Raw genomic sequence first — 26,880 nt, 5'->3', positions numbered from 1 at the left:
TGCGAGCGGTCCCTCACGGAAAGCAGAGGGGCGCAATCTAGCACGCCCCGCCCGGGCCGATCACGGCGCGACCACGAGGCGCGCCGCGGCGTCCTCGCCGCGGAGCTGCCGCAGCCGGGCGGGGTCGCTGGCGGCCTCCACCACCCGCTCCACCGCGAGCCGCTCGGCGGCCCCCAGCTCCGGGCGCACCGCCGCGGCCGCGTCGGCGACGTCCGGGAAGAACAGCGCCGCGAGCCGGCTCACGCCGTGGAGCGCGCGGGCGAGCCCGAGCGCGCGCGCCCGGGCGAGCACGTACTCGCGGTCGAGGCCGAGCCGGAGCAGCTCGCGCACGTCGACGTACGTGATGAGCGGGGCGCGCAGGCCGAGGAGCGCCTGCTCGCCGACCGTGCCGAGGAGCGCGTCCTCCGCCGACGGGCGGGCGGCCGCCGCGCCGAACGCCAGGTAGGGGGTGCTGCGCTGGAACAGCAGCGGATCGGCCGGCGCGCCGGAGAACAGCCCCTCCTGCGCGGCGACGGTGAGCCGCCCGTCCCCGAAGATCGCGGTGCGGCCGCCGTGCTCGGTGCGCTCGAGCTGCATGCCGCCTCGGATCGCGTCGGCGAAGCGCTGCGCGTCCCCGGCGGCGAGCGCGACGCGCAGGTCGCCCACGGGCCGGAACGCGAGGTGCGGGTAGAGCCAGTCGATGTAGGCGGCGGCGTCGAGCAGCACCACCGGCACGCCGTCGGCCGGCCGGAGCAGCCCGCGCAGCGTCACCATCTTCAGCACGTTGTCGTTCGCCACGCCCTGGTACTGGGCGAGCAGGCGCTCGCGCAGCCCCTCCGGCGCCGAGGCGCCGAGCCGGGTGTGCTCGAGCTGGAAGGAGGCGAGCGGCGCGAGCCCGTGCGCCACGAGCACGTCGCCGAGCAGGCCGGGCTCGCAGTCGGGCAGGACCGCCGGCGGGGAGAAGGAGGTGAGCGCGCGCAGGGCGTCGAGGAGGGCCACGGCGCCGCCCGATGTAACCCGGCGGGCGCCCGGCGGCAATCCGCCCGGCGCGCCGGGGGCGGCCTGGGTGCGCAGGTTCACCGCACGGAGGACGGACATGACCGAGCTCGACGGGACGCTCACCGATCTCGCCCGGATGCGCAGCGTGGGCGAGCCCATCGTCAGCCTGTACCTGGACGTCCACTGGGCCGACGAGCAGCAGCGCGAGCGGGTGCGCCTGTTCGTCCACGAGCGCGTGCGGCAGACGCTGGCGCACTATCCCCCCGGCACGCCCGACCGGCCCGCGCTCGACCGGACCCTGCACCGCGTGCTGGACCACGTCGCGCGGCTCACCTCGCAGGAGGAGGCGCCGGAGAAGCACGGCCTGGCGCTGTTCGCGTGCGAGGCGCTCGCGCTCTGGCGGCCCATGTCCTTCCGGCGCACGTTCACGCCCGAGCTGTGCACCGACGGCATCCCGCACCTCACCCAGCTCGCCCGCCTCGCCGACGACTTCGAGCCCGCCGTGGTGGTGGTGCCGAACCAGGCGGGCGCCGACGTGTACGAGGTGCGCCTCGGCGACCTGGCGGTGGAGTCGAGCCTGCGCGGCTTCGTGCCCCGGCGCGAGAAGGACACGTTCGACCCGGGCGCGGCGCGGCCCGGGCAGCACTTCGAGCGGCAGGAGAAGGACGCGCGGCACCAGGACACGTTCATCCGGAAGAACCGCCGGGCCGCCGCCGAGGAGGTGCAGGCGCTGCTCGCGCGGACGCCGGGCGCGCACCTCGTGCTGGTGGGCACGGCCGGCAACGTGGCCGCGTTCGAGCGCGCGCTGCCGGAGCGGCTCCGCGCGCGGGTGATCGCGCGCCTGCCGCGCCCGCGCGAGTGGGAGTCCGCCGACGGGGCCCGGCGCGACGGCGTGGTCGCGGGGGCGGCCGAGGCGGTGGCCGTGCACGAGCGCGAGGCCGAGCGGCGCGTGATCGAGGCGCTGGTGGGGGAGGCGCTGCGCGGGGGGCTGGGCGTGGTGGGGCCGGAGGACGTGGTCCAGGCGGTGAACGAGGGCCGGGTGCACCGGCTGGTGCTGGAGGAGGACTTCCAGCGCGCCGGCTGGCAGTGCGACCGCTGCACCGCGCTCGGGGCGTCGCACGGCGCCGACCTGTGCCCGTACTGCGGCGGCGACCTGCACACCGTGCAGCAGCTCGGCGAGGCGCTGGTGGCGCGGGCGCTCGCGGGCGGCGGCGAGGTCGAGGTGGTGGCGCACGCGAACCGGCTGCACGGCTACCGCGGGGTGGGCGCGTTCCTCCGCCAGACCGCCGCCACCGGGCTGCGCGGCGCGAGCCCGCCCTGGCCGACCGCGCCCGGCGCGAGCCAGCCGTAGCAGCCCGTCCCTCGACTCCGGCCGGGACGAGCTGGAACTCCCGCTCACCCTGAGCGTAGGCGAGCCGCAGGCTCGCCGGAGTCGAAGGGTCGGGATGAGCGGACGGAGTAGAAGGGTGCGAAGGCCTCTACCCCTTCCACTCCCGGTACATGTCCGCGGCGGTGGACACGAGGTCGGCGTGGCGGAGCGTCCACCCCACCTCGCCGGCGCGGGCCGTCACCACCTGCTGGTCCATGGCGAGCGCGTCCGCCATCGGGCCCATGCCCTTGCGGGCCTCGGCGAGCGGCAGCTCGCGCACCGCACCCTTCCCCGCGGCGCGGCTGTACGCGGCGGCGGCCTCGGCGACCGGCGTCGGCCGCCCGTCCACCCCGTGGAACACGCCCTGCCCGCGCCGCTCGACCACCAGCCGGTACAGCTCCGCCAGGTCCTCCACGTGCACGAACGACCAGCGCTGCGTGCCGGGGGCGACGACCGTGGCAGCGCCCTCGCGCGTCGCCTGGTCGAACCACGGGGTGATGAGCCCGCGCCGGCCGCCGTAGACCATGCCCGGGCGGATCACCGCCGCGGCGATGCGATCGCCGGCCGCGCCCAGCACGCGCTGCTCGTGCGCCGGTCGCCAGGCCGTGGCCGCCGCCGGATGATCGGTGGGGGCGCGCTCGTCGGCGATGCCGCCGGTGTCGCCCAGCACCCAGACGCCGGAGGTGTACACGATCGAGAACGGCCGGCCCGCCGCGCGGGCCGCGGTGATCATCGCCTCGACCGCCTCGGCGTCGGCCGGCGGTCCCAGGCCGTAGTCCACCGCGGCGTGCACCACCGCGTCCTGCGCCGCGAGCTCGCGGGCGAGCGCGCCCACGTGGCCGAGGGCGCCCCGGGCCGGGGTGGCCCCGCGCCGGCGAAGCTCGGCGTCCTTCTCCTCCGACCTCGAGAGGCCGGTGACCTGATGCCCTCCGCGGGTGAGCGCGGACACGATGGCGCTGCCGATGTACCCGGTCGCGCCGGTGACGAAGATCTTCATGGTGTCTCCTCCGGGCGGAAGGACTAACGGGCGCGCCGGCCTCGCGCAAACGGTCGAGGCGGCGAGACGCGCGCCCGCCCGGCGCCAGGAATCCCTTGGCCCCCGGACGCCGGGCGCGAGAAGATGCCCACGTGAACGGCCCCCCCCAGAAGATCCTGGTCGTCTTCGGGACCCGCCCCGAGGCCATCAAGCTCGCGCCGGTGATCGAGGCGCTCCGCGCCCGGCCCGGCGCCGAGGTGCGCGTCTGCCTCACCGGCCAGCACCGCGAGATGGTGGACGCCGTGCTGTCCTTCTTCGGCGTGGTGGTGGACGAGGACCTCGCCATCATGCAGCCTGGCCAGACGCTGAACGGCATCGCCTCGCGCGCGCTCGCGGGCGTGGACCGGGTGCTGGAGGCGTTCGCGCCCGACTGGACCGTGGTGCAGGGCGACACCACCACCGCCTTCGCGGCGGCGCTCGCCTCGTTCCACCGGCGCGTCAAGGTCGCGCACGTCGAGGCGGGCCTCCGCAGCCACGACCGCTTCAAGCCCTACCCGGAGGAGGTGAACCGCGTGATGACGGCCGCGGTCACCGACCTGCACTTCTGCCCCACCGCCCAGGCGCGCGACAACCTGGTCGCCGAGGGGCACGCGCCGGGCGCGATCCAGGTGGTGGGCAACACGGTGGTGGACGCGCTGCACCTCGCAGTCGCGAAGCTCGACGATCCCGCGGTCGAGCAGGAGGTGGCGCGCGGCTACGAGTGGCTCGATCCGGCGCGGCCGCTCGTGCTCGTCACCGGCCACCGGCGCGAGAGCTTCGGCGCGCCCTTCCGCGACCTGTGCCTCGCCATCCGCGAGCTGGCCGAGCGGAACGCGGTGCAGGTGGTCTACCCGGTGCACCTCAACCCGAACGTGCGCGAGCCGGTGTTCGAGCTGCTCCGCGACGCGCCCGGCGTGCGCCTCGTCGATCCGGTCCCCTATCCGACGCTGGTCTGGCTGGCCCGGCGGAGCCGCTTCATCCTCACCGACTCCGGCGGCATCCAGGAGGAGGCCGCCGCGCTGGGCCGGCCGGTGCTGGTGATGCGCGACGTGACCGAGCGGCGCGAGAGCATCGACGCGGGCGTGTCGCGCCTCGTCGGGACCGACCGCGGCGCGATCCTGGAGTGGTCGGAGCGGCTGCTGAAGGACGAGGGCACCTACCGCGCCATGGCGCGCAAGGTGGACGTCTACGGCGACGGGCGCTCCAGCCAGCGCATCGCCGACGCGCTGCTCGGGCCCGCGGACCCGCGCCCATGAGCCCCGGCTCCGCCGAGCTGCGCGCGCCCGCCGCCGGTCCGGGCACGGCGGCCTGGACCACCGGCCTCGCCGAGGCGTTCCCGTCCTTGCGCGGCCTGCGGATCGCCATCGTGGACTACCTGCTCGTCGATCCGGCGAGCGGGAAGATCAACACCGGCGGGACCGAGACCTACGCGCTCACGCTCACCGAGGTGGCGCGGGCGCTCGGCGGCGACGTGCTCCACCTGCAGCGCAGCCGCGTGCCGCTCGCGCCGCGCGAGGTGCGCCCCGGCCTGTCGCTGCGCACCTGGCGGCGCCCGCGCGAGCTCCCGGCGCTGCTGCGGGCCGCGCGGGAGGAGGCGCGGGGCCGGCCGGTGGTGACGATCCTGTTCATCGAGGACTTCGTCCCCGGCCCCGAGGACCAGCCCAGCGTCTTCCTCCACCACGGGATCGTCCACGACGGCGCGTTCGAGCGCCACCCGCTCCGCTGGCCCATGACCTGGGTCCGGGACGCGCGGAAGCTGTGGGTCTGGCACCGGCGGCGCCGGCAGCACTACCGCCTGGTCACGCGGACCACCCGCACCGTCTCGGTGGACACGAACGTCGCGAACGTCACGCGCTACATGTTCCCGCAGCTCGACTGGGCGGGCCGGATCACCTACGTGCCGAACTTCGGGACGCTGCTCCCGCGCGCCGACGTGCTCGAGAAGTGGCGCCACGGCCGCCCGGTCACCGTCCTGTTCGCGCGCCGCTTCGTGATGAAGCGCGGCACGTTCCTGTGGGCGGACGCGCTCGCCGACCTCGCCCCGCGCTTCCCGCAGGTCGAGTTCCGCTGCGTCGGCCGCGGGCCCGGGGAGCCGTGGCTCCGCGCGCTCGCCGGGCGCTACCCGAACGTCGCGGTGCTGGAGCGGCCGCACGCCGAGATGGTCGAGGAGCACCGCCGCGCGCACCTCGCGGTGGTGCCGAGCGAGTGGTCGGAGGGGACGAGCCTCTCCGCCATCGAGGCGATGTGCGCCGGCGCCGCGGTGGTCTCGACCGACGTGGGCGGCCTCGGCAACCTCGTGGTCCCCGGCGCGACCGGCGTCATCGCGCCGGCGACCCCGGCCGCGTTCCGCGACGCGGTGGCCCGCCTGCTGGAGCGTCCCGCGGAGGCGCGCCGGCTCGGCCTCGCCGGCTACCGCGTGGCGGCGGCGTCGTTCTCGATGCCGGTGTGGTCCGAGCGGATGTGCCGGGTGATGGCCGAGGTGGTCGCCGATCCTGCGCCGCGGCCGCCCCCTCGCCGCGTGGCGCCCGCGCCCGGCGTCCTCTGATCGCCGGAGTGACTCACGGGTAGCCTTCGCCTAGAGTGACGGCCCGATGCGAACCGCCCGCGCGCCCGTCCTCGCCCTTGCCGTCGCCCTCCTGACCGCGCATCCCGCTCGTGGTTCGACGGGCTCACCACGAGCGGACGGCACCGCCTGCACCCCGGTCCTGATGGCGGTGGACGGGATCGGCACGCCCGCCGACGAGCTGCTCCGGCTGGGCGAGCTGTCCGGCGCGGTCCCGCTCTCGCCGCGCGCCATCCGCCGCGGCGGCGCGCGGGTGGAGGCGCGCTGCGCGGAGGGCGCGCTCCCCTGGGACACCGCTGCGCTCGAGGCCGGCGCCGGGGCGGACGGCATCCGCCTCGTGCCGCTCCGGCTCGACGCCGCCTGGAGCTCGCACTATCCGTCCGGCGGCGGCACCGCCGCCGGGGGCACCGGCAACGACGGCCTGCTCTGGGCCGGCCGCGGGACCTCCTCGATGCTCTCCGGCGGCGCGGCGTTCCGCTGGGGCCCGTTCTCCGGGGCGCTCGCGCCGGCGGTGTCCTGGTCGCAGAACCGCTGGTTCACCATGCGTCAGAACGGCCAGGCCGGAGACCTCGCCTACCGGAACCCGTTCTACGGCGACGGCATCGACTACCCGCAGCGCTTCGGGGCGGGGCCGTTCTCCGACTGGAGCCTGGGTCAGAGCTACCTTCGCGCGGACGCGTGGAACGTGGCGGTGGGGATCTCCACCGAGAACCTCTGGCTCGGGCCCGGCCTCCGCAACTCGCTCACCATGACGAACGCCGCGCCCGGCTTCCCGCACGCGTTCGTGGGGACCTCGCGCCCGGCGAACATCGGCATCGGCACCGCCGAGGTGCTGGTGTACTGGGGGCGCCTGTCGCGCTCGACCTACGTCACGCACCCGACGCACCCGATGGTGAGCGGCCTGGTGGTGGACTACACGCCGCGCTGGGTGCCGGGCCTGACGGTGGGCCTCTCGCGCCACTTCGTGCAGGTGTGGGACGAGCTGCAGACGCGGGACTGGTTCGCGATGTTCCAGAGCCCGCGCAAGAACGACCTGAAGGGCTGGTACGACGATCCCACCGGCAACAACCCGAACGACAACCAGCTCGCCTCGCTGTTCGCGCGCTGGGTGTTCCCCGAGTCGCGCCTCGAGCTCTACGGCGAGTTCGGCCGCGAGGACCACGAGGGCTCGTTCTACCAGTACGTCCGCGAGCCGGACGAGACCGCCGCCTGGCTGCTCGGGCTGCAGAAGCTCTTCACCGCCGGCGGGCGCACCGTGCGCCTCCAGCTCGAGGCCACCGCGCTGCAGCAGGTGCGGCCGACCGACAGCCTGCGCGGCATGCCGACCTGGTACACGCACGCGCGCGATCTCTCCTGGACGAACGAGGGCCAGCTCCTCGGCGCGTCCATCGGCCCCGGCTCGGACAGCCAGACGCTGGCCGTGGACGTGTTCGGGCGGGGCGGCCGGATCGGCGGGTACCTCGAGCGCGTGCGCCGCGACAACGCGTACTACTGGGCGAACATCGAGCCGCTGCGCGACGATCGCTACACGCACGACGTCGAGGTGACCGCCGGCGCGCGGCAGCTCCTGCTCGCCGGGCCGTTCGAGGTGTCGTGGGACGCGAGCGCGTCCTACCGCTGGTCGCGGGCGTTCCTGCCCCGCAACGAGCCCAACCTGCGCCTGCTCGTGCAGCTCGCGCTGCCCATCATGCCGACGCGCTGACGTCCGGATCGATCGGGCCGCCCGGCTCGCCGTCCGTCCCGGCGGCGGCGTCCGGGCCCGCGCCGGCCGCGGCGGGGCGCGCCGAGGTGGGCCGCAGCACCGCGATGATCGAGAGCGGCGCGAACGGCAGCGCGCGGTCGATCACCCGGAACAGCGGCGTGAGCAGGTTGAGCGCCTTGATCTGCAGCAGGCCGAAGGAGCGGCGCTTCAGGAGCTTCCCGTTCAGCCACCAGGCCGGCGTGCCCACCCGGTTGAAGTGGAGCAGCTCCTGCACCTCGAAGCCGGCCTGGGTGGCGAGCTCCACCAGCGCGTTCTCGGTGTAGCGCCGCTTGTGCCCCAGCACCTCGTCGAGCGTGCCGAACAGGTCCGGGCCGCGAGGCACGAGCACGATGGCGCGGCCGGTCTCGGCGAGCGCCGCGCGGACGTTCCGGAGCGCGCCGAGATCGTCGTCCACGTGCTCGATGATGTTGAGGCACACCACCGTGTCGAAGCCGCCCTCCACCCGCGGGAACGACTCGCCCCGGGTGACGTCGGTGAGCGTGACGTCGAGGTAGGGGCGATCGACGGTGAGGCCGCGGAGCGTCTGGAGGTAGAGCGGGTTGATGTCCGAGGCGACGTAGGTGTTGCGCGGGACCAGGCGCCGGGTGAGGTTGCCGGTCCCGCTGCCGATCTCGAGCACGCGCTGCCCGCAGAACGGCCGGATCACGTCCGCCATCCAGGCGTTGAAGCGCGGCGCGCGGGCGAGCCGCCCCAGGATCTGCGAGCCGTACGCGTCCTCCTGGTACACGTGGTCGGAGAGCCAGAAGCGGGTGATGGCCCACAGCGCCTTCACGCCGTCCCGCCAGTTGATCTTCTTGCCCTCCTGGTAGGTGCGCCCCGAGTAGCTGATGGGGATCTCGAAGATGCGCGCCTCGCGCTTCGCGAGCTTGATGGTCAGCTCGGGCTCGAGCCGGAAGTCGTTCGAGACGATGGGGATCGACTTCAGGAGGTCGGTGCGGACCGCCTTGTAGCAGGTCTCCATGTCGGTCAGGTTCACGTTGGTCACCCAGTTGGTGAGGAACGTGAGCAGCCGGTTGCCCAGCTCGTGGCGGAACAGCAGCGCGCGTCGCGCCTCGCCGCCGGCGAAGCGCGAGCCGAACACCGCGTCCGCCTCCTCCTCCACGAACACCTTCACGATCCGGACGAGGTCGCGCGGGTGGTACTCGAGGTCCGCGTCGTGGATCACCGACAGCTCGCAATCCGCCTCGGCGAGCGCGGTGCGGATGGCGCGGCCCTTCCCGCCGTTCATGACGTGGCGGAGGAACACCCAGTGGAACTTGCCCTGCCGGCCGTGCCCGCACAGCTCCACGCCGTTCTCGATGGGGCCGTTCTCCAGCCACTGCACGCCGCGCGCAGCGGCGAAGGCGCGCAGGACCTCGCCGGTGGCGTCGCGCGAGCAGTCGTCCACCACCACCACCTGGACGCGCTCGAGGTGCGGCGAGCCTTCCAGGATCTCGAGCCGGGCGAGCGAGGTCGAGACGAGGTGCTGCTCGTTGTAGACGGGGACGAGGACGGAGAGGGAGGTCATCGCGGTGCGGTTCTAGCAGACGCGGGCGACCCGGGGTACTCGCGGGCGGGGAGCAGGCGAGCCGTCGCCGGGTCGTACCACCGAGGGCGGGCCGGCGAGGGGCGCCGCCCAGGGGCGGCACGGCGCGCGCGGTCAGCTCGTGAGCCGCACGCGCAGCCCCTGCGGTGCCGTCCCCGACAGCTCGATGAACCCACCGTGCACGCCGCCGAGGTGGTGGGCCAGGCAGAGCGAGGTGAGGTTGGAGGGATCGTCGGAGCCGCCCCGGGAGCGGAGCTGGAGGTGGTGCGCATGGACCGCGCTCCGGGAGCAGCCCGGCATCGTGCAGAGCCCGCCGTCGCGCTCGAGCACGCGCTGGTGACGCGTCCGCGGCGGCGGGACGGCGTCGAGCCACGTCTGGAGGAAGTGCAGCGCCATCCATTCGAGGCAGATCTCGTCGTCCAGCCGGGTCCCCGCCGCGTCCCGGGCGGCGCGGATGACCGCCTCGAGGAGCGAGAGCACCCGGCGAGGCATGCGCACCGGCAGGTCGCCGCGCGCGCACATCTGCGCGCGCGCGTCCTCCCGCGCGTCCGCCTCGCGGCGGAGCGCGACGCAGGGGGTGGACCCGGCGCGCGCGATCCAGTCGTGGACCGTGTCGGCGTCCGCCGCCGCGGCGATGACCCGGGCCTTCTCGTAGGAGATGCGCCCCGCCGCCATCGCCTCGCGGAGCGCCGGCAGCTCGTACAGCCGCCGCTCCAGCGCCGCGCGCTGCTCCACCGCGCGGGCCGACATGCCCAGGCGCTCGGCGCAGTAGTGGGAGAAGGAGGCGAAGCCCGCCTCGCGCCAGAGGCGCAGGCTCATCATGAGCAGGCCCAGGTGGCCGAGCAGCGCGTCCCAGCGGTCGCGCTGCCCGGCCAGCGCGCGGAGGCGCGCGTCGAGGACGTTCGGATCGGCCCCGTCCTCGTCCGGCGAGGGCGGCGCCGCGACCGGGTCGAGCACCTCGAGGTAGGACCAGCGCGCCGTCTCCGCCTCGAGCGCCTCCATGGCCGCCGCGAGCCACTCGCTGCGGGCGCCGCCCGGCCAGTCCTCCTCCGCCTCGTCCGCGCCCTGCACCCGGCCGTCCGGTCCGAGCGGCTCCGGGTGCGACGAGAGGAACTCCTGGCACATGATCTCGACGCGGGCCCAGCGCGGCGCGCTGGCGCCGAGCATCCGGCCCGCCAGCGCGAGCGCCTGGTCGAACCAGGGGCGGCCGCGCGGGGTCAGCGGCAGGTCGATGCGCAGGAGCCGCTCCGGCTCCTCCGGCCCGCCCGCCCCGGCGCCGCGGGCCGCCGCCGCCAGCGCACGGACCGTCTCCGTGCGCGCCCGGGCCACCCAGGCCGCCTCGTCGGCGCCCCGGGCGACCTTCAGGATGGTCTGGGCCTTGCGCGGGCTCACCTCGCCGCGCCACACCGCCTCGCGCAGGAGCGGCCGGTCGCGCAGCCCACGGGACAGGCCCGCCAGCTTCTGCGCCGTGCTCGGGGCGATGCCGAGCCGCTCGCGCGCGTAGTCGCCCACGCTCGAGAACCCAAGCGCGAGCGGACCCGGGCCGCGGGAGAGCGCCGCCAGGCCGTCGCCGATCGCCACGTCGAGCGCGCCCTGGCCGCGGGCGACGCGAACCAACAGGCCATCGATGAGCTCCGCCGCGTCGTGGCGCAGCACCGAGCGGCGCTCGCGCGGGGTCGGCAGCTCGAGCGCCCACGCCTGGGCCGACAGGGCCTGGAGGTCGAGGCCGGGTGGCGGAGGGCCCGGGGGCTGGCGAGCGGCGGCGTCCACGCACGCATCCATACCGTGAGTGTCTGACACTGAGCGTATGTCTCGCCCAGCGCCGCAGCCGGGGGCGGCTCGCCGCAGGGGGCGGAGGCGCAGGCGCGGGGCGACGCCCGTTTGGCACGCCCCCCGCGCAAGCGGCGCTGACGCCCCTGCCCGCCGCTGCGGCAAACGGACGCCGCGGCCCCTCCGCGGGGCACCATGGCCCCCCGGCATGAAACCCCCCGCCCGCGGTGGTAGGTTCGGCCGTCCGTGGCGCCCCGGCAGGCGGGCGCCCGGCAGACACGCAGCACGGCCCGCCGGGCCGGTCGCAGGGGGAAATCGTGCCGATCAAGGAACTCGACGCGCGGATCGCCGCGCGCACCGCGCGCGTGGGCGTCATCGGCCAGGGCTACGTCGGTCTTCCGCTGGCGCTGGTGTTCCGGGAGGCCGGCTTCCCGGTGCTCGGCCTGGACGTCGATCCCGCCAAGATCGCCGCCATCTCGCGGGGCGAGTCGTACATCAAGCACATCGGGCCCGACCGCGTGAAGGCGGCGGTGGAGAGCGGGCAGTACACCGCCACCACCGACTTCGAGCGGCTGCGCGAGTGCGACGCCATCCTCATCTGCGTCCCCACGCCGCTCGGGCCGCACCGCGAGCCCGACAACTCGTACATCCACTCGACCGCCGAGAAGATCGCGAAGCAGCTCCGCCCCGGGCAGCTCGTGGTGCTCGAGTCGACGACGTACCCGGGGACCACCGACGAGGAGGTGAAGCCCCTGCTGGAGAAGAGCGGGCTCCGCTTCGGCGACGACTTCCTGCTCGCGTTCTCCCCCGAGCGCGAGGACCCCGGCCGCAAGGACTTCAGCACCAAGACCATCCCGAAGGTCGTCGGCGGCGTGGACGAGGCGTCCACCCGCGCCGCCGCCGCGCTGTACGGCGCCGCGCTCGAGAACGTGGTGCCGGTGTCGAGCGCGCGGGTGGCCGAGTCGTGCAAGCTGCTCGAGAACGTGTTCCGGTCGGTGAACATCGCGCTCGTGAACGAGCTGAAGGTGATCTTCGACCGGATGGACATCGACGTGTGGGAGGTGATCCGCGCCGCGTCCACGAAGCCGTTCGGCTTCATGCCGTTCTACCCGGGCCCCGGGCTCGGCGGGCACTGCATCCCGCTCGACCCGTTCTACCTTTCGTGGAAGGCCGCCGAGCACGGTGAGTGGGCGCGCTTCATCGAGCTCGCGGGCGAGATCAACACCCGGATGCCGCGCTACGTGGTGCAGAAGGTCGCCGATGCGCTGAACGGCGACCACAAGTCGGTGAAGGGCTCGCGGGTGCTGGTGCTCGGGCTCGCCTACAAGGCCAACATCGACGACGACCGCGAGTCGCCCTCGTACGAGATCATCGAGCTGCTCCGCGAGGGCGGCGCGGTGGTGGACTACTGCGACCCGTACTTCCCGAAGACGCACCGGACCCGCAAGCACGACCTCGGCCTCGCCTCCGTGCCGCTCGACGCCGCCACGTTCGCGTCCTACGACGCGGTGGTGGTCGCGACCGCGCACGAGCTGTTCAAGGATCCGAAGCTCTTCCGCGGCGTGCGCCTGGTGGTGGACACGCGCAACATGATCCCCGCGCTCGTGCAGGGGAGCGGCGGGCCGCGGGTGGTGAAGGCGTAGGCGCCGGTGGGGGACACCGGAGAGAAAAGGCCATACACGATACCCGCGGGCCCGACGCCGGTTGCTTGAAGCGACGTTCCGCCTGCGCTAGTTTCCAGACGGGAAACCGTCATGAAGCCCGCGAGTAAACCATCGATTTCGCCGCCCGAGTCCCCGCTGATGCGGGAGATCGATCGTGAAAAGCAGGCGTCGCGGGCAGCGGACGCGCGGGACCTCGCCTCGGGGCGCAAGTCTCGCGAGGACCTCTCGCGCGACAATAGCCTCTTCCACGGACGGCAGTGGAGCGTCGACTTCGATAGCGCGAAGCGGCTCTGGTAGCGCCCCGCCCCTCGCCTACAGAGAAGATGTCGAGCCCCTGCTCCTCCGAGCGGGGGTCTCTCAGGAAACCGTTCTGGTGGGTGGGCAGGCCCTCAATTTCTGGGCCGAGTACTACGGCGATCGCGACGACGTTCTCCGCGCGAACATCCCCCTCACGAGCGCCTGACATCGATTTCGTCGGGCGACCGCCCGAACCGCAGACTCTCGCCGAGAAGCTGGGCGGACAGCTCATGGTTGCCGAGGTCGATCACCCAGCCGCGAACTACGCGGTCATTCGCTTCACCGACCATCGCGGTCACGAGCGCCTCATCGACTTCCTCGAGAAGATCTGCGGCGTCGATACGGCGGATCTCCAGCGGACGGCCCTCCGCGTCTCCGCGCTCGATCCCGAACTCCGACGTCAGGGTCTGCAGTTCAGGGTCATACACCCGGTCGTCTGCATGGAGAGCCGCCTCAGCAACACCGTCGAGTACGAGAAGTACCAAGGCGAACACGGTCTGCTACAGGCGCGCATGTCCGTACGATGCGCCCGAGGCTTCCTCCTCGACCTGCTGAGCGCCGGCCACATCGATGCCGTCCGGAAGCTGAACGAGCGCGTCTTCCGCTTTGCGAAGGGCCAGGTCGCGCGAGCCGCCTTCGCGCGCTTCCAGCTCGACGCCTTCACGGCGATCGTCGTCGATGATCGCCTTCCGGCGCAGTTCCGGACGGTTCGTTACCCACAGATGAGACGGTACCTCGAGCGCCGTCGCGCCCGTCATCATGACGCGCTGCCCTGATCCGCAGCGCAAGGCGCCGGGTTCGACCGCCTCCGCTCGTCCAGCTCCGCGCTACCCGTGCCGCGACACCGCCGGCCCCGCGCCGGCGCGCAGCTCGCGCTCGGCCAGCGCCACGTCCGACTCCATCATCAGCCGGATCAGCTCGGCGAAGCTCGTCCGCGGCTTCCAGCCGAGCTGGCGCGTCGCCTTGGAGGCGTCGCCGAGGAGGTGGTCCACCTCGGTCGGGCGGTAGTACCGCGGGTCGATCTCGACGTGCTGGCGGTAGTCGAGCCCCACGTGCCCGAAGGCCGCCTCGCACAGCTCGCGGACCGAGTGCGCCTCGCCGGTGGCGACCACGTAGTCGTCGCCCCTCGGCTGCTGGAGCATCAGCCACATCGCCTCGACGTAGTCCTTCGCGTAGCCCCAGTCGCGCTTCGCGTCGAGGTTGCCGAGGTAGAGCTTCTGCTGGAGGCCCACCTTGATGCGCGAGGCGGCGCGGGTGACCTTGCGCGTGACGAAGGTCTCGCCGCGACGCGGCGACTCGTGGTTGAAGAGGATGCCGTTCGAGACGTGGAGCCCGTACGCCTCGCGGTAGTTCACGCCGATCCAGTAGGCGTAGACCTTGGCGCAGCCGTAGGGGCTGCGCGGGTAGAACGGCGTCGCCTCGTTCTGCGGCGGCGGCGAGGCGCCGAACATCTCGGAGGAGGACGCCTGGTAGATGCGGGTGTCGGCGAGGTTCAGCTCGCGCACCGCCTCGAGCAGGCGCGTCGCGCCCAGGCCCGTGACCTCGCCGGTGTACTCCGGCACGTCGAACGACACGCGCACGTGGCTCTGCGCGCCCAGGTTGTAGATCTCGTCCGGGCGGAGCTTCTTCAGCAAGAGGTTGAGCGACGAGCTGTCGTTGAGGTCGCCGTAGTGCAGGAACAGCCGGCAGCCCGGGGTGTGCGGGTCCTGGTAGATGTGGTCGATCCGCTGCGTGTTGAAGGACGAGGAGCGGCGGACCATGCCGTGGACCTCGTAGCCCTTCTCGAGCAGCAGCTCCGCGAGGTAGCTGCCGTCCTGGCCGGTGATGCCGGTGATGAACGCCTTCTTCACGGGATGCTCCCTCGGTTGGCCTCGAACCACTCCACCGTCTCGCGCAGCCCGTCCTCGAACCCGATGCGCGCCTTCCAGCCGAACTCGCGCAGGGCCTTCGACGTGTCGAGCATGCGCCGCGGCTGGCCGTTCGGCTTGGTGGTGTCCCAGACGAGCTCGCCCTCGAAGCGGCACAGCCGGGCCACGAGCGGCACGAGGTCGCGGATCTTGATCTCGAACCCCGCGCCCAGGTTCACCGCCTCGGACCTGTCGTAGCGCTCGGCCGCGTCGAGGATGCCCTCGGCCGCGTCGCGCGCGTGCAGGAACTCGCGCGAGGCCGAGCCGTCGCCCCACACGACGATCTGCTTGTCGCCGCGCTCGCGCGCCTCGACGCACTTCCGGACGAGCGCCGGGATGACGTGCGAGGTGCGCAGGTCGAAGTTGTCGTGCGGGCCGTACAGGTTCACCGGGAACAGGACCACCGAGTGGAACCCGTACTGCTGCCGGTACGCCTCGCTCTGCACGAGCAGCATCTTCTTGGCGAGGCCGTAGGGCGCGTTCGTCTCCTCCGGATAGCCGTTCCAGAGGTCTTCTTCCTTGAACGGCACCGGGCAGAACTTCGGGTACGCGCAGATGGTGCCGAGCGCGACGAGCTTCTTGAGGCCGACCTGGCGGCCCACCTCGATGAGCTGAACGCCCATCATGAGGTTGTCGTAGAAGAACTTGCCCGGGTTGTCGCGGTTCGCCCCGATGCCGCCCACCCGCGCGGCGAGGTGCAGGACCATCGTCGGCCGGGCGTCGCGGTAGAGCGCGCGGACCCCCTCCATCTGGACGAGGTCGTAGTCCTTCGAGCGGGGCACGAAGACGTCCTTCGCGCCGCGCCGCCGCAGCGCTTCCTGGACGAAGCCGCCGAGGAACCCCGCGCCGCCGGTGACGACCACGCGCTCGGAGGACCAGTCGAATTTCATGGGGGCGGAGCGTAGGGGGCGGGGCGGCTCGCGTCAATTGCGGCACCCGCCGCCCGCGCTTCGCCGCCAGCCGGCGCCGGGGACCTGCGGCCGGGCCGGCTGCCTGCTACCCCCGCGCCGCCCACTGCGCGTGGAAGCGGTCCAGCGCGACGTCGATGGGGAGCGGCCGCGACCGCAGCAGCGCCGCCGCCCGCGAGACGTCGAGGCCGCTCCGGAGCGGTCGCGGCGCGAGCAGCTTCACGTCGGCCGTCTTCACCGGGACGATCTCGCCCGAGAGGCCGAAGCGCGCCGCCACGCGGCGGGCGAAGTCCACCCGGTCGAGCGCGGTCGCGCCGGCGGTGTGGAGCACGCCGCGGTAGCCGTGCTCGAGGAGCAGCTCGAGCGTCATCTCCGCCGCGCTCTCGGCGAGCGTCGGCGAGACCACCTGGTCGGAGAACGCCTTCACCGCCTCGCCGCGCGAGAGCTTCTCCACCACCTGCGTGGCGAACGTCGGCTTCGCGCCCCGGCGGCCGCTGTACACCACCGCCACCCGCGCCACCGCCGCGTCCGGCGCGATCACCAGCGCCGCCTCCTCGCCGCAGCGCTTGGTGCGCGCGTAGGCGCCGCGCGGGTTCGGCAGGTCGTCCTCGCCGTAGCCACCCCGCGTGCCGTCGAACACGTAGTCGGTCGAGACCGCCACCAGCCGCGCCCCGAGCGCCCGGCAGGCGCGCGCCACCTGCTCGGTGCCGCCCACGTTCGCGCGCCAGGCCGCCTCCGGCTCGCGCTCGCAGCCGTCCACGTCGGTCATGGCGCCCGCGTGGAGCACCGCCTCGGCCCGGAACGCCAGCAGCGCGCTCTCGACCGAGCGCCCATCGGCGAGATCCGCGTCCGCCCAGCCGAGGCCGCCCGGGGGCAGCCGGCACGGACCGCGCCCGATCCCCAGCACGTCGTGTCCCGCCGCCGCCGCCAGCCCGACCGCGGCGCCGCCCAGCAGTCCGTTTGCCCCGGTGATCGCGATCCGCACGCGGCGAGCCTACCGCCGAACCGCGCTGCGGCAAACGAGCGCCGTCCGACCCGGCGCGGGCACCATGCCTCCCGGGCATGAAAGGCGCTCCCCCTGGTGGTAGGGTTGGCCGTCCGTGGCGCCTCCAGGCGGCGTCCGGTCGCACTCGGGGGAAGACCGCCGCATGACCAGTCGCAAGGGAATCATCCTCGCGGGCGGAGCCGGTACGCGGCTCTACCCGGCCACGCTCGCGATCTCGAAGCAGCTCCTGCCGGTCTACGACAAGCCGATGGTGTACTACCCGCTCAGCGCGCTCATGCTGGCCGGGATCCAGGACATCCTCGTCATCTCGACGCCCCAGGACACCCCGCGGTTCCAGGAGCTGCTCGGCGACGGCAGCCAGTGGGGGCTCCGGCTCGAGTACAAGGTGCAGCCCAGGCCCGAGGGCCTGGCGCAGGCGTTCGTCCTCGGCGCCGACTTCGTGCGCGGCGGGCCGTCGGCGCTGGTGCTCGGCGACAACATCTTCTACGGGCACGACCTGCAGAACATCCTGCGCGCCGCCGACGCGCGCGCCGACGGCGCCACCGTGTTCGCGTACGCCGTGACCGACCCCGAGCGCTACGGCGTGGTGGAGTTCGACGCCGAGCGCCGCGCGGTGAGCATCGAGGAGAAGCCCGCGAAGCCGAAGTCGCGCTACGCCGTCACCGGCCTGTACTTCTACGACCACAACGTGGTCGAGCTGGCCTCCAGCATCCGGCCCTCCGCCCGCGGCGAGCTCGAGATCACCGACCTCAACCGCCTGTACCTCGAGCGCGGCCAGCTCTCGGTCGAGATCATGGGCCGCGGCTACGCGTGGCTCGACACCGGCACGCACGACTCGCTCCTCGACGCCGGGCAGTTCATCGCCACCATCGAGAAGCGGCAGGGGCTCAAGATCGCCTGCCCGGAGGAGGTCGCCTGGCGGCAGGGCTGGATCGACGACGCCCAGCTCGAGGCGCGCGCGGCGGCCCTCGGCAAGTCCACGTACGGTCAATACGTGCGGAGCCTGCTCGGGACCCGGGTGTTCTGATGGAGGCCCGCGCCACCGCACTGCCCGGCCTGCTGGTCGTGGAGCCGCGCGTCTTCGGCGACGCGCGCGGGTACTTCTTCGAGAGCTTCAACCAGAAGGCGTTCGACGCCGCCGTCGGCCGGCACGTCGAGTTCGTGCAGGACAACCACAGCCTCTCCGCGCGCGGCGTGCTGCGCGGCCTGCACTACCAGCTCCCCAACCCGCAGGGGAAGCTCGTGCGCGTCACGCGCGGCGAGGTGTTCGACGTGGCGGTGGACCTCCGCCGCGGCTCGCCCACCTTCGGGCGCTGGGCCGGCGAGATCCTCTCCGCAGAGAACAAGCGCCAGCTCTGGATCCCCGAGGGCTTCGCGCACGGCTTCCTCGTGCGCTCCGACGAGGCCGAGTTCGTCTACAAGATCACCGACTACTGGCACCCCGAGCACGAGCACTGCATCCGCTGGGACGACCCGGCCCTCGGCATCGACTGGCCCACCGGCGGCGTGCGCCCGCTCGTGTCGGCCAAGGATGCCGCCGGGCGGCCGTTCCGGGAGGCGGCCGTGTTCGAGGGCCCGGAGCACCCGCGATGAACGTCCTCCTCACCGGCGGCTGCGGCTTCATCGGCTCGAACCTGGTCCGGCTGCTCCTCGCCGAGCGGCCCGGCTGGCGGGTCGTCAACCTCGACAAGCTCACCTACGCCGGCAACGCCGAGAACCTCGCCGCCGTGGAGGGCAGCTCGCAGTACCGCTTCGTCCGCGGCGACATCGGGAACGGCGAGCTGGTGGCCGAGATCTTCCGGACCGAGCGCATCGACGTGGTGATGCACCTCGCCGCCGAGAGCCACGTCGACCGGTCGATCCTCGCGCCGGCCGTGTTCATCGACACGAACGTGCGCGGCACCCAGGTGCTGCTCGAGGCCGCGCGCCAGCACGGCGTGAAGCGCTTCCTGCACGTCTCCACCGACGAGGTGTACGGCTCGCTCGGCCCCACCGGCTACTTCACCGAGACGACGCCGCTCGACCCGTCCTCGCCCTACTCGGCCTCGAAGGCGTCGAGCGACCTCCTCGCGCTCGCCTACGCGCACACGTTCAAGCTGCCCGTGGTGGTGACCCGCTGCTCCAACAACTACGGGCCCTACCAGTTCCCCGAGAAGCTCATCCCGCTCATGATCGCGAACGCGCTCCGGGACCTCCCGCTGCCCGTGTACGGCGACGGGATGAACGTGCGCGACTGGATCCACGTCGAGGACCACTGCCGCGGCCTGCTCGCCGCGCTCGAGCACGGCCACGACGGCGAGGTCTACAACTTCGGCGCCTCGAGCGAGCGGCACAATATCGACATCGTGAAGCAGGTGCTGCGCCACGTGGGCAAGCCCGAGACGCTCATCACCTACGTGAAGGATCGGCTCGGCCACGACCGCCGCTACGCCATCGACGCCACCAAGGCGCGGACGAAGCTCGGCTGGGCGCCGCGCCATCGCTTCGAGGACGCGCTCGGCGAGACGGTGCGCTGGTACCGGGAGCACCGCCCGTGGTGGGAGCGGATCATCTCGGGGGAGTACCTGAAGTATTACGAGACGCAGTACGGGCGGGGGTAGGCGGCTGCGAGCGCGCCCCGGCTAAGCTCAGCGGCAGGATCCCAGTGTAGACGAATCGGCGCGCTGGCGATGAGCGCGCGGGCCCTCCCATGCGATTAGCAACATACAACCCACGCCACCGATCTGCCGCAGTTGTGGAGGCGCCCCTAGTCGGAGCAGACGCCCTGCTCTATTTGCACGGTGGTCAATCCGTCGTGCTCACAGACCCGACGAGTCGGGTCACATGAACGGAACCGGAAGCGAAGCGTGCGTCACGAAACACCAGCCGAACCGCGTCACAATCGCGAAACGCTCTTCCAGCGCTCGTACTCAGGAACAATGCGACTGACCACTGGCACCATGCGTGACACAATGCGGCGAGTCGGGTGGATGCTTGTGGGGTCTGGACTCCGGATAGGGTTGCAAGCCATCGTCTTTGTGATCCTGGCGCGCGTACTGGGCGCGACGGGATTTGGCTCGTTTGCGGCGATCTTGGCGTTGTGCACGCTCCTGGCACCTTTTGTCGAGCTTGGCGCGTATTCCCTTGTAGTCCGTGACATCGCTCGGGGGACTGCGGTGTCCCGAGCAGTTGGGGACGCGCTACTCGTCGCGGCCCTGACTACCCCGCTTGCATTCGGAGCGCTCCTCCTGCTCCTGCTCCTCATTTTGCCAGGTGCGCCCTGGGCCGTAGGCCTTGCACTGGGAGGCGCCGCTTTTGTGGGAGCCAGGCTAGCAACAGTATTCCGCGCCGTATGCGTAGCGTGCGGCCGTCCGAAATTGATTGCCGTGATGGAGGCCGGGCAAGGAGCCGTCCAACTCGCCGGTGTTGCGATTCTCTATCGCATGAACGGGACCGTTTCCATGTGGGCGGTCTTGTACTTCGGGCAAAGTCTAATCGTAGGTGCTTGTTGCCTTGCATGGCTGATCGTGCGGTGGGGGCGTCCGCGTTGCGAGTGGGGGATGCTCCGGGAGCGACTGAGAGACGGTGTTCATTTCGCCGTAGCACTGTCGGCACAAAGTGCCTACGGCGACCTTGATAAAACCGTGCTCGCGCGCGTGAGTTCATTCGAAGCCGTTGGCGTGTACGCCGCGGCTCAAAGAGTTGTTAACGTAGGGTTCGTACCTGTCACCGCGCTGCTAGGCGCGATCTACCCAAAATTCTTCTCTGCAGGCGAGCGAGGAATCGGCCATGCAAGAGCCGTTGCTCTGAAACTCGCGATGCCCATTGTCGCGTACAGCATCGTAGCGGGAGCAGTACTCTGGCTGTTTGCCGATCCCATTGCGCAATTGCTCGGCGGAGGCTTCGGCGAGACCGCAGGTGCACTGAGAGGCATGACTCCGCTATTGCTTGTCCAGAGTCTTGCGTACCCGTTCGCTGACGCGCTCACAGGATCCGGCAACCAGAAGGTCCGTTCGGCGGTCCAGGTCGGTACCCTCGCACTCAGCTTGGGGCTGAACATCGCTCTCGACCCTCATTTCGGCTGGAGAGGAGCGGTGACGTCCGGATTCATTAGCCAAGCCGTAGCGCTAGGGACGTTCGCCTGGGGTGCGCCGCGCCTAATCGGAAGCAGGGTGTCTAAGGGGTGATGTGGTTGTTGCGAACGACCTGAAGTTCGACCCGTGTTTGAGGCTTACCAACGGCGTATGCCGCACGCGCTTTGCCGGAGTTGCCGTCTACAGTGACGCCCCGAATGCTGAACGGATAGCCGGAGGTCGTGTACGCGTATACGAACGGCGATTTGGGGGCGAACACCTTGTTGTTGATGATCAGAACACTGCTGACCCTATCGCGGGGATCGTTATTCGGCTCAAGATCGATCGCCGCCACGTAGCCATTGGTCTTTTCAAGATAGTTGTCCTCGATAACGACTTCCTGTGCGGCGACAACGGCGATGTTGCATCGACGCGGAGACCGCGCTGCATTGCGGCGGATCGTGATGCGTGCGCTGTTAGTGTGCGGTGGTACGGGAAGCTTGCCTAGGTAGACGTTGTCGCCGTACGGGCTGTCGAGCTCGTTGCCCTCGATCACCACGTTCCGGGAGCCAAGTATCGAAATGGTGTGGCTCCACTCTCCCGCGGTTCCCACGCCGTCCCATCCGCCGTTTAGATGAAGTCCAGTTACCGTGAGAGGCATGGGTCCCGCGTACCCGATTACCGCGAGAAGCGTTTTCGCAGGCGAACCATCCGCTCCGACCATCCGAAGTTCGGGCATCCCAACGCCGCGAACGGACGAACTAACCCTCAACGTCCGGGTGATGCGGTAATACGCAGATGGACGCGGAAGAACGCTTGGTCCAGAGTCGAACGCGGCTTGGAGTGCATCGGAGTCGTCAGCCACTCCGTCGCCTCGCGCCCCAAACGACTGTACGCTCGCCTCAGCCGATGTCGAATGATCAGAGGGCGGGGTCCCGAACCAAGCGACGAGGAGAGCGGAAAGGAAACACGCGGTCATTCTTGACCTCCCAAGGCGCAACCACAGCCATCGGCAAGCCAGCCTGGTAGCGGCAGGCCGCCCGCTTGCCCGCATGTCATCCCGAAATCATATACCCTTCGGTCAAGATGCTCACGAATAGCGCCACTGCGTCGCGCTCACTTGCTCCGCCGCGCCGACCGATCTATCCCGAAAGTGTGCTGCTCTTGGGCGTTGTGCTTGCCGCGGGTGTCACGCCCACGAGAGTCAGGCCCTGGATTGACGTTCTGGGAACGCCAGTGGCCGCAATGGAACTTGGATTCATCGCTCTGGTCGGAGTGATGTGGGGAAGCGCGCTGTTGCGCCGCCGGCGCCAAGGCGCAAGACGCAACTGGACTCCGATCGCCTTCTCTGCGCTCTTTGTGTACGCTGCGGCATCGCTGCTCATATGGAGCGACGCGTCAGGGCCTGACGTTCCGGCAATGGCGTACACGCTCTTGATTGCCGCAGCTGTGATGTGGTGCGCCTTCTATACTGTGAACGCACTTGAAGCGACCGGTGTTCCCGTTCTGCTGTCTTATCTGACCATGTTGGTGGCAGCCATTGCGGGGCTCTACGCGGCCGAATCGTTTCTGCAGTTGGGATTGAGGTCCGAGGCAAACAGCGGTGTGGATCCGCTCTTTGGTCTGCATCGGTTACGCGGGCCGTTGTTTGGGTCATCTATCGGGGGATTCGTACTTCTTCCCGCGCTGGCATACGCCGTTCAACAGTTGGTCGGCGGCCGGCAACGCATCCGACATGGCGTCGCGGCGGCGGTGCTCTTCGTGGCCATCTTCGCAATGGGCTCTAGGTCCGCGCTCCTTGCTGTGGGCGTATTCGTTCTGCTGAGCGTTTTTGCCCTTCGAGGCAGAGCGCGGCTCGCCTTCATTGCGGTACTTGCCGCAGTCGGCATCTCGGCTGCGCTGATCGTCTTCTCGAGAGCATCCACGGAAAGAATCGCGAGCCTAGAGGACGAACGCCGCGCGATCACGTACGCCACGGCGGGCAGGGCGCTGCTTGAGGCGCCTCTATACGCGAACCTCACGGGGTTGGGATACGCGGCTTACTGGAGATGGTATTTGCCAGATGCGGATGGCACGTCAGCTTTCGGATGGGAAGACTACATGCAGTCCAGGCCCGCCGGATTGGTCCTCTATCATCCACACTCGACACCGCTGCTGCTTGTGCTCGAACTTGGGCTGCCCGGCCTAATGACTTTGATAGTTCTGGCTGGAGCCATCTCCAGGGCGCGCCGACAGGCGGCTGCCGCCGGCGGTCCGTTGCTGCTGCTGAACGGAATCGCAGGGTCCGGCGTCGTGGCGATAACGGATCTGCTGATCTTCAAATCACCATTTGCGAATCTGGTGTGGTGGACCTATTTGTTCGGAGCCTTCGCGCTGTGCCGAGCGACGCGGAACCGGCCTACAGGGGTCTGACAGTAAGCAGTCGACCGGACGAGGAGTGTCCCAAGCGCGCAGGTGAGGCGCGGATGACTCTACAAGGACTCGCGAAACACTCTCTCGTAGGCTGCACTCATAACGCGCACATCGAAATGCTCATGAGCCCGGCGCAGAGCCCCGGCTGCAAGCGTCGGGAGCATGCTCGGGCTTTCCACCATGCGCTTGAGCGCTGCGCCGAGACCTTCGCTTGAGGACCCGGGTACGAGAATGCCGCAGTCGGCCGTCACGAGTTCAGGCAGACACCCGACGGAAAAGGCAAGAACGGGGAGCCCAGCGGACATGGCCTCAAGGACGCTCAGGGGATTGCCTTCCCACGATGAACTGATAGCGAAGATATCGGCGGCTGCGAGAAGGTCTGGGACGTCGGAGCGAACTCCAAGAAAGCGTACCTTGGGGCCGAGACCAAGTCGCTGCACGGCGAGCTCAAGTGCAGACCGCTCTGCTCCGTCCCCGACAAGTAGCAAATGTCCGCCTTTCGCGGGTAAGCCGGAGCTGGCGAAGGCCTCGATGAGTGCCTGGGTGTTCTTCTGGCGCGAGAAACGGGCGACGCTGATAACCACCCGCGCGTCCGGCGAGATACTCAGCGCATCACGGGTTCGCTCACGAACATCACCGGAACGACGATAGTGTTCGACTGGGATGCCGTTGGGGATCGACCATCGTGGTCTGAGTCCATATAGGCGCTGAATGCTGGTCGCCACGGCCTCGCCAATCGCTACTGGCTCGACCCCATACCGGAAGGCAACTCGCTGAAGCAGTCGTCCTGGGGCGTCGACCTCATGCTCGGCAAGGTTGTGTACTGTGTGAACAATTCGTGGCGCCGCGCCAAGAACTCTGAGCGGATAAACATATCGAAGCGAGTTGTTGTGCGTGTGCACGACGTCGGGTTTAAGGCGTCGGAAAGTTGACCAAAGGCGCGAGTACATACGAGCGTCAAAGCCGCGAGCCTTGCCCAAGTAGGCTGTCGGAACGCCTTCGGCGTCGAGTTCGCGCTCCAGGTGCGTTCCAAGGCGGTCATATAGTGAAACGACTGATACTTCGAACTGCGCTCGGTCCAGGTGGCGAGCGAGATGCACTACGACGCGCTCGGCGCCGCCCACCCCGAGTGTTGGCGTAATCTCAACAATGCGAAGTCTTCTGGACATCGGTTGCAACGACCTCCCGGTAGACGTTCTCATAACGCTGAGCAACGGACCTTAGACTAAACAATGTGGCAATGCGCTCTCGTGCCCGTACTCCGAGGCGGCGCCGCACGTCCACGTCGAGACTGAGCAACTCAAGTAAGGCGCCTGCAAGGGCCTTTGGGTCGCGGGGAGCGACTACGCGGCCGGCGTCGCCAACGATTGCTGCGCAGTCGCCGCAGTCCGTAACCACGCAGGGCGTCTCAGCGGCCATGGCCTCGCCAATAACGTTGGGAAAGCCTTCGCTGGTTGACGATAGGCAGAGGACGTCAAGCGAGGCCATCAGCTGCGGCATGTCGGAGCGGGCGCCAAGCAGAATGAAGCGACCGCGCTGGCGTGTTGCGTCGATCATGGATGAGAGCGGTGCGTTGTCCCAGGTGATTCCATCGCCGCATAATGCAAATGTGGCAGTTGGTAAGCGGTTGGCGACCTCGGTCGCCGCCGCCACAAACGAGCGATGGTCCTTGTTCGGATCCCAGCGCGCGACTACGCCGACGAGATGTGCGGATTGTGGAATCTCTAGGGAAGCACGAAATGCAGCCCGAGCCGCCGTGTCTCTATGGAACCGACCGAGATCGAAGCCGTTCGGGATCACTAGCATCTTCGAGGGACTGTACCCCGCCATGACATGTGCCGCACGTGCCGACTCCGAGCAGCACACGATTCGGCTCGGCATGAACCGGGAGGAAAGAGCGCAGGCGCGTTGAGTCAGGCGCGTGAGAGGCTTTGTGGCGGCAACATCGAGCGTGCTGTGGTGTATGCCCCATACTACGGGAATGCGCGGATACCCGATTGACGCCAGTCCGGCGAGAAGATCCGCGTGGTACATCCAGCTTTGAAGCACGTGCGGGCGCTCTTTGCGCATTATGGAGCGGAGGCTCGACAGTGCTCGCAAGCTGGGGATGCCTGGCGTCATGTCCAGCGATTCGACCCTAACCCCTAGAGCACCAATTTCGGTCGCTAATGGCCCGCCGGAAGTCAGTGATACGACGACGTGCTGAAAGGAGGAACGATCCGAAGCGCTGAGCAACTTGAGGAGCATCGCCTCAGCGCCACCTCGACGTAGGCCTGTGATTAGGTGAAGAATCGTTAGCATCGAGGCGAGTCCTGCGGGCGGCGTCCCGCGCGCGTATCGATCGGGAAGCGGGCGGGCGAGCGCCAGGGTGAAGCACGCAGGTGGGCGGAGCCGGGACCCGCGTGCGTTGCGGAGGATGGCGAGTACAACTCCGCGTGTGTTATACGATTGCACCCTCCCCGCCAAGTGTCACGTCGCACCACACACATGCCTGCGCGCGTCCTGTTCGTCGTCAACTCCGCCGACTTCTTCCTGTCGCACCGCTTGCCTATTGCCATGGCGGCGCGTGCCGCGGGCTTTGAGGTTCACGTCGCCACGCCGGATTCCGTCGTAGGCGTCCCCCGCATCCGCGCCGAAGGCTTCGAGCATCACGCATTCCCGCTCGGGCGCCGCAGCCTGGCCGTGTGGACCGAGCTCCGCTCGATCGCCGCGCTCGTGGCCCTCTATCGCCGCATCCGGCCCTCGGTCGTCCACCACGTCGCGCTCAAGGCCGTGCTCTACGGGTCCATCGCCGCGCGCCTCACCCGTGTGCCGCGGGTCGTGAACGCGGTCACCGGGCTGGGGTACCTGTTCAGCCAGGAAGGCGCGCGCGGTGCGGTCATCCGAGCCGCTGCGCTCGCGATCTTCCGGCCGGTGCTTCGCAGCCAGCGGGTCCGCGTGATCTTTCAGAACCCGGACGATCAGGCGGAGTTCGTCCGCGCAGGCGTCATCCGCCCGGAGCAGGCGGTCCTGATCCGCGGCTCGGGCGTGGACATGCGGCAGTATGCACCTCACCCCGAACCGTCCGGCCCGCCGCTCGTCGTGTTTGCGTCGCGGATGCTCTGGGACAAGGGCGTCGCCGAGTTCGTCGAGGCGGCGCAGCTCCTGAAGGCGAAGGGATCGCCCGCGCGGTTCGCGCTCGTCGGTGACACCGACGAGAACCCTGCCGCCGTCCCGGCGGAACGACTGCGGGAGTGGCACGAGCGCGGGATCGTCGAGTGGTGGGGCCGGCGGTCGGACATGCCGCAGGTCTTCGCCCAGAGCGCCCTCGTCGTTCTGCCCTCCGTCTACCGCGAGGGCGTTCCGAAGGTGCTCATCGAGGCGGCGGCCTGCGGGCGGCCCATCGTGACGACCGATACGCCCGGGTGCCGCGAGATCGTTCGCGACGGGGTGAACGGATTCTTGGTCCCGCCGCGAGATGGCGGGGCAGTCGCCGCCGCGGTCGAGAAGCTCGTTGCGAGCGCCGAGCTTCGGCGAGAGCTGGGTGCCGAATCGCGGCGTCTTGCGGAGAGTGAGTTCGCAATCGACTTCGTCGTGCGGTCCACGCTGGAGCTGTACGGTACCGCTCCGGCAACGAGCGCCGCGTCGGTCGACCGACGCGTGGTGGGGTGAT

The 26,880-nt window shown here is 70.3% G+C and carries 23 protein-coding genes; 11 read left to right on the top strand and 12 right to left on the bottom strand.

The window, feature by feature from the left end; all coding sequences use genetic code 11:
- Nucleotides 1-60: 60 nt before the first annotated feature.
- A complete protein-coding gene (locus A2CP1_RS22410) occupies nt 61-1,077 on the bottom strand; it encodes a nucleotidyltransferase family protein (RefSeq protein ID WP_245529919.1) in 1,017 nt (338 codons plus the stop codon).
- Between A2CP1_RS22410 and A2CP1_RS22405 the strand changes: the two genes are divergently transcribed.
- On the top strand, nt 1,076-2,329 hold the full coding sequence (locus A2CP1_RS22405; RefSeq protein WP_015935458.1) for a baeRF10 domain-containing protein: 1,254 nt from the start codon (nt 1,076-1,078) through the stop codon (nt 2,327-2,329). The two genes, A2CP1_RS22410 and A2CP1_RS22405, sit on opposite strands and share 2 nt — an antisense overlap.
- A 127-nt stretch (nt 2,330-2,456) precedes the next feature.
- Here the strand turns inward: A2CP1_RS22405 and A2CP1_RS22400 are convergent, their stop codons facing one another.
- Nucleotides 2,457-3,344, bottom strand: a complete 888-nt coding sequence (locus A2CP1_RS22400) for an NAD-dependent epimerase/dehydratase family protein (protein WP_015935457.1) — start codon at nt 3,342-3,344, stop codon at nt 2,457-2,459.
- Nucleotides 3,345-3,475: 131 nt separating this feature from the next.
- Here A2CP1_RS22400 and wecB point away from each other — a divergent pair, with 131 nt between their 5' ends.
- The 3 genes from wecB (at nt 3,476) to A2CP1_RS22385 (ending at nt 7,627) form a co-directional block, all read left to right on the top strand.
- The gene (wecB, locus tag A2CP1_RS22395; protein ID WP_015935456.1) at nt 3,476-4,618 is read left to right on the top strand and encodes a non-hydrolyzing UDP-N-acetylglucosamine 2-epimerase; all 1,143 of its coding nucleotides are present in this window, start codon (nt 3,476-3,478) and stop codon (nt 4,616-4,618) included.
- Nucleotides 4,615-5,907, top strand: coding sequence for a glycosyltransferase family 4 protein (locus A2CP1_RS22390; protein ID WP_015935455.1), 1,293 nt, complete (start codon nt 4,615-4,617; stop codon nt 5,905-5,907). The genes wecB and A2CP1_RS22390 overlap by 4 nt, the downstream gene beginning before the upstream one ends.
- Before the next feature lie 163 nt (nt 5,908-6,070).
- Nucleotides 6,071-7,627 (top strand): capsule assembly Wzi family protein, encoded by a 1,557-nt coding sequence (locus A2CP1_RS22385; RefSeq protein ID WP_015935454.1) that lies wholly within the window; start codon nt 6,071-6,073, stop codon nt 7,625-7,627.
- On the opposite strand, the gene A2CP1_RS22380 is transcribed toward A2CP1_RS22385, so the two are convergent.
- Complete coding sequence (locus A2CP1_RS22380) at nt 7,611-9,194, bottom strand: glycosyltransferase (protein WP_015935453.1); 1,584 nt, start codon at nt 9,192-9,194, stop codon at nt 7,611-7,613. The two genes, A2CP1_RS22385 and A2CP1_RS22380, sit on opposite strands and share 17 nt — an antisense overlap.
- A 132-nt stretch (nt 9,195-9,326) precedes the next feature.
- Nucleotides 9,327-10,982, bottom strand: a complete 1,656-nt coding sequence (locus tag A2CP1_RS22375) for an HNH endonuclease (RefSeq protein ID WP_245529917.1) — start codon at nt 10,980-10,982, stop codon at nt 9,327-9,329.
- Nucleotides 10,983-11,299: 317 nt separating this feature from the next.
- Here A2CP1_RS22375 and A2CP1_RS22370 point away from each other — a divergent pair, with 317 nt between their 5' ends.
- Nucleotides 11,300-12,625 carry a nucleotide sugar dehydrogenase gene (locus tag A2CP1_RS22370; protein ID WP_015935451.1) on the top strand — a complete coding sequence of 442 codons (1,326 nt, stop codon included), beginning with the start codon at nt 11,300-11,302 and terminating at the stop codon, nt 12,623-12,625.
- Between the two features lie 470 nt (nt 12,626-13,095).
- Here A2CP1_RS22370 and A2CP1_RS23345 read toward each other — a convergent pair whose 3' ends face one another.
- The 5 genes from A2CP1_RS23345 to A2CP1_RS22350 all read right to left on the bottom strand — a co-directional run bounded on the left by A2CP1_RS23345 (nt 13,096) and on the right by A2CP1_RS22350 (nt 16,743).
- Nucleotides 13,096-13,437 (bottom strand): hypothetical protein, encoded by a 342-nt coding sequence (locus A2CP1_RS23345; RefSeq protein WP_150106376.1) that lies wholly within the window; start codon nt 13,435-13,437, stop codon nt 13,096-13,098.
- A 6-nt stretch (nt 13,438-13,443) separates the two neighbouring features.
- Complete coding sequence (locus A2CP1_RS23340) at nt 13,444-13,704, bottom strand: hypothetical protein (RefSeq protein ID WP_150106375.1); 261 nt, start codon at nt 13,702-13,704, stop codon at nt 13,444-13,446.
- A gap of 66 nt (nt 13,705-13,770) precedes the next feature.
- A complete protein-coding gene (gmd, locus tag A2CP1_RS22360; protein WP_015935448.1) occupies nt 13,771-14,793 on the bottom strand; it encodes a GDP-mannose 4,6-dehydratase in 1,023 nt (340 codons plus the stop codon).
- The gene (locus A2CP1_RS22355) at nt 14,790-15,740 is read right to left on the bottom strand and encodes a GDP-L-fucose synthase family protein (RefSeq protein ID WP_015935447.1); all 951 of its coding nucleotides are present in this window, start codon (nt 15,738-15,740) and stop codon (nt 14,790-14,792) included. Before A2CP1_RS22355 ends, gmd begins: the two co-directional genes overlap by 4 nt.
- Nucleotides 15,741-15,846: 106 nt before the next feature.
- Complete coding sequence (locus A2CP1_RS22350; protein WP_015935446.1) at nt 15,847-16,743, bottom strand: SDR family oxidoreductase; 897 nt, start codon at nt 16,741-16,743, stop codon at nt 15,847-15,849.
- Between the two features lie 163 nt (nt 16,744-16,906).
- Here A2CP1_RS22350 and rfbA point away from each other — a divergent pair, with 163 nt between their 5' ends.
- From rfbA to A2CP1_RS23125, 4 genes are all read left to right on the top strand, one after another.
- The gene (gene rfbA, locus A2CP1_RS22345; RefSeq protein WP_015935445.1) at nt 16,907-17,791 is read left to right on the top strand and encodes a glucose-1-phosphate thymidylyltransferase RfbA; all 885 of its coding nucleotides are present in this window, start codon (nt 16,907-16,909) and stop codon (nt 17,789-17,791) included.
- Entirely contained in the window at nt 17,791-18,357 is a 567-nt protein-coding gene (rfbC, locus tag A2CP1_RS22340) for a dTDP-4-dehydrorhamnose 3,5-epimerase (RefSeq protein WP_015935444.1), read from the top strand. The genes rfbA and rfbC overlap by 1 nt, the downstream gene beginning before the upstream one ends.
- The gene (gene rfbB / locus A2CP1_RS22335) at nt 18,354-19,364 is read left to right on the top strand and encodes a dTDP-glucose 4,6-dehydratase (protein WP_015935443.1); all 1,011 of its coding nucleotides are present in this window, start codon (nt 18,354-18,356) and stop codon (nt 19,362-19,364) included. The genes rfbC and rfbB overlap by 4 nt, the downstream gene beginning before the upstream one ends.
- A gap of 318 nt (nt 19,365-19,682) precedes the next feature.
- Nucleotides 19,683-20,930: an oligosaccharide flippase family protein gene (locus A2CP1_RS23125; RefSeq protein ID WP_081444569.1), complete on the top strand. Its 1,248-nt coding sequence runs from the start codon at nt 19,683-19,685 to the stop codon at nt 20,928-20,930.
- Here A2CP1_RS23125 and A2CP1_RS23540 read toward each other — a convergent pair.
- The gene (locus A2CP1_RS23540; RefSeq protein ID WP_168165131.1) at nt 20,920-21,375 is read right to left on the bottom strand and encodes a hypothetical protein; all 456 of its coding nucleotides are present in this window, start codon (nt 21,373-21,375) and stop codon (nt 20,920-20,922) included. The genes A2CP1_RS23125 and A2CP1_RS23540 overlap by 11 nt on opposite strands.
- Before the next feature lie 860 nt (nt 21,376-22,235).
- On the opposite strand from A2CP1_RS23540, the gene A2CP1_RS22330 reads away from it, so the two are divergent.
- Complete coding sequence (locus A2CP1_RS22330) at nt 22,236-23,228, top strand: O-antigen ligase family protein (RefSeq protein WP_041450577.1); 993 nt, start codon at nt 22,236-22,238, stop codon at nt 23,226-23,228.
- 59 nt (nt 23,229-23,287) lie between these two features.
- On the opposite strand, the gene A2CP1_RS23115 is transcribed toward A2CP1_RS22330, so the two are convergent.
- Both A2CP1_RS23115 and A2CP1_RS24010 read right to left on the bottom strand, forming a co-directional pair.
- Nucleotides 23,288-24,397: a glycosyltransferase gene (locus tag A2CP1_RS23115; RefSeq protein ID WP_015935439.1), complete on the bottom strand. Its 1,110-nt coding sequence runs from the start codon at nt 24,395-24,397 to the stop codon at nt 23,288-23,290.
- Nucleotides 24,372-25,529 (bottom strand): glycosyltransferase, encoded by a 1,158-nt coding sequence (locus tag A2CP1_RS24010; protein ID WP_015935438.1) that lies wholly within the window; start codon nt 25,527-25,529, stop codon nt 24,372-24,374. Before A2CP1_RS24010 ends, A2CP1_RS23115 begins: the two co-directional genes overlap by 26 nt.
- Nucleotides 25,530-25,715: 186 nt before the next feature.
- Between A2CP1_RS24010 and A2CP1_RS22325 the strand changes: the two genes are divergently transcribed.
- Nucleotides 25,716-26,879, top strand: coding sequence for a glycosyltransferase family 4 protein (locus tag A2CP1_RS22325; RefSeq protein WP_015935437.1), 1,164 nt, complete (start codon nt 25,716-25,718; stop codon nt 26,877-26,879).
- Nucleotide 26,880 lies beyond the last annotated feature (1 nt).

This window comes from Anaeromyxobacter dehalogenans 2CP-1 (genome assembly GCF_000022145.1).
Classification (GTDB): Bacteria; Myxococcota; Myxococcia; order Myxococcales; family Anaeromyxobacteraceae; genus Anaeromyxobacter; species Anaeromyxobacter dehalogenans.
This window is presented reverse-complemented; position numbering and strand designations above follow the sequence as displayed.

Bases quoted from the DNA above. Each gene is read 5' to 3' on its own strand.
- A2CP1_RS23125 (WP_081444569.1), top strand. From the start codon at position 19,683: ATGCGACTGACCACTGGCACCATGCGTGACACAATGCGGCGAGTCGGG.
- A2CP1_RS22380 (WP_015935453.1), bottom strand. From the start codon at position 9,194: ATGACCTCCCTCTCCGTCCTCGTCCCCGTCTACAACGAGCAGCACCTC.
- A2CP1_RS22355 (WP_015935447.1), bottom strand. From the start codon at position 15,740: ATGAAATTCGACTGGTCCTCCGAGCGCGTGGTCGTCACCGGCGGCGCG.
- A2CP1_RS22390 (WP_015935455.1), top strand. From the start codon at position 4,615: ATGAGCCCCGGCTCCGCCGAGCTGCGCGCGCCCGCCGCCGGTCCGGGC.
- A2CP1_RS22410 (WP_245529919.1), bottom strand. From the start codon at position 1,077: ATGTCCGTCCTCCGTGCGGTGAACCTGCGCACCCAGGCCGCCCCCGGC.
- A2CP1_RS23115 (WP_015935439.1), bottom strand. From the start codon at position 24,397: ATGTCCAGAAGACTTCGCATTGTTGAGATTACGCCAACACTCGGGGTG.
- A2CP1_RS24010 (WP_015935438.1), bottom strand. From the start codon at position 25,529: ATGCTAACGATTCTTCACCTAATCACAGGCCTACGTCGAGGTGGCGCT.
- A2CP1_RS22400 (WP_015935457.1), bottom strand. From the start codon at position 3,344: ATGAAGATCTTCGTCACCGGCGCGACCGGGTACATCGGCAGCGCCATC.
- rfbA (WP_015935445.1), top strand. From the start codon at position 16,907: ATGACCAGTCGCAAGGGAATCATCCTCGCGGGCGGAGCCGGTACGCGG.
- rfbB (WP_015935443.1), top strand. From the start codon at position 18,354: ATGAACGTCCTCCTCACCGGCGGCTGCGGCTTCATCGGCTCGAACCTG.
- A2CP1_RS22325 (WP_015935437.1), top strand. From the start codon at position 25,716: ATGCCTGCGCGCGTCCTGTTCGTCGTCAACTCCGCCGACTTCTTCCTG.
- A2CP1_RS22330 (WP_041450577.1), top strand. From the start codon at position 22,236: ATGGCGTACACGCTCTTGATTGCCGCAGCTGTGATGTGGTGCGCCTTC.
- A2CP1_RS23340 (WP_150106375.1), bottom strand. From the start codon at position 13,704: ATGATGACGGGCGCGACGGCGCTCGAGGTACCGTCTCATCTGTGGGTA.
- rfbC (WP_015935444.1), top strand. From the start codon at position 17,791: ATGGAGGCCCGCGCCACCGCACTGCCCGGCCTGCTGGTCGTGGAGCCG.
- A2CP1_RS22385 (WP_015935454.1), top strand. From the start codon at position 6,071: ATGGCGGTGGACGGGATCGGCACGCCCGCCGACGAGCTGCTCCGGCTG.
- A2CP1_RS22405 (WP_015935458.1), top strand. From the start codon at position 1,076: ATGACCGAGCTCGACGGGACGCTCACCGATCTCGCCCGGATGCGCAGC.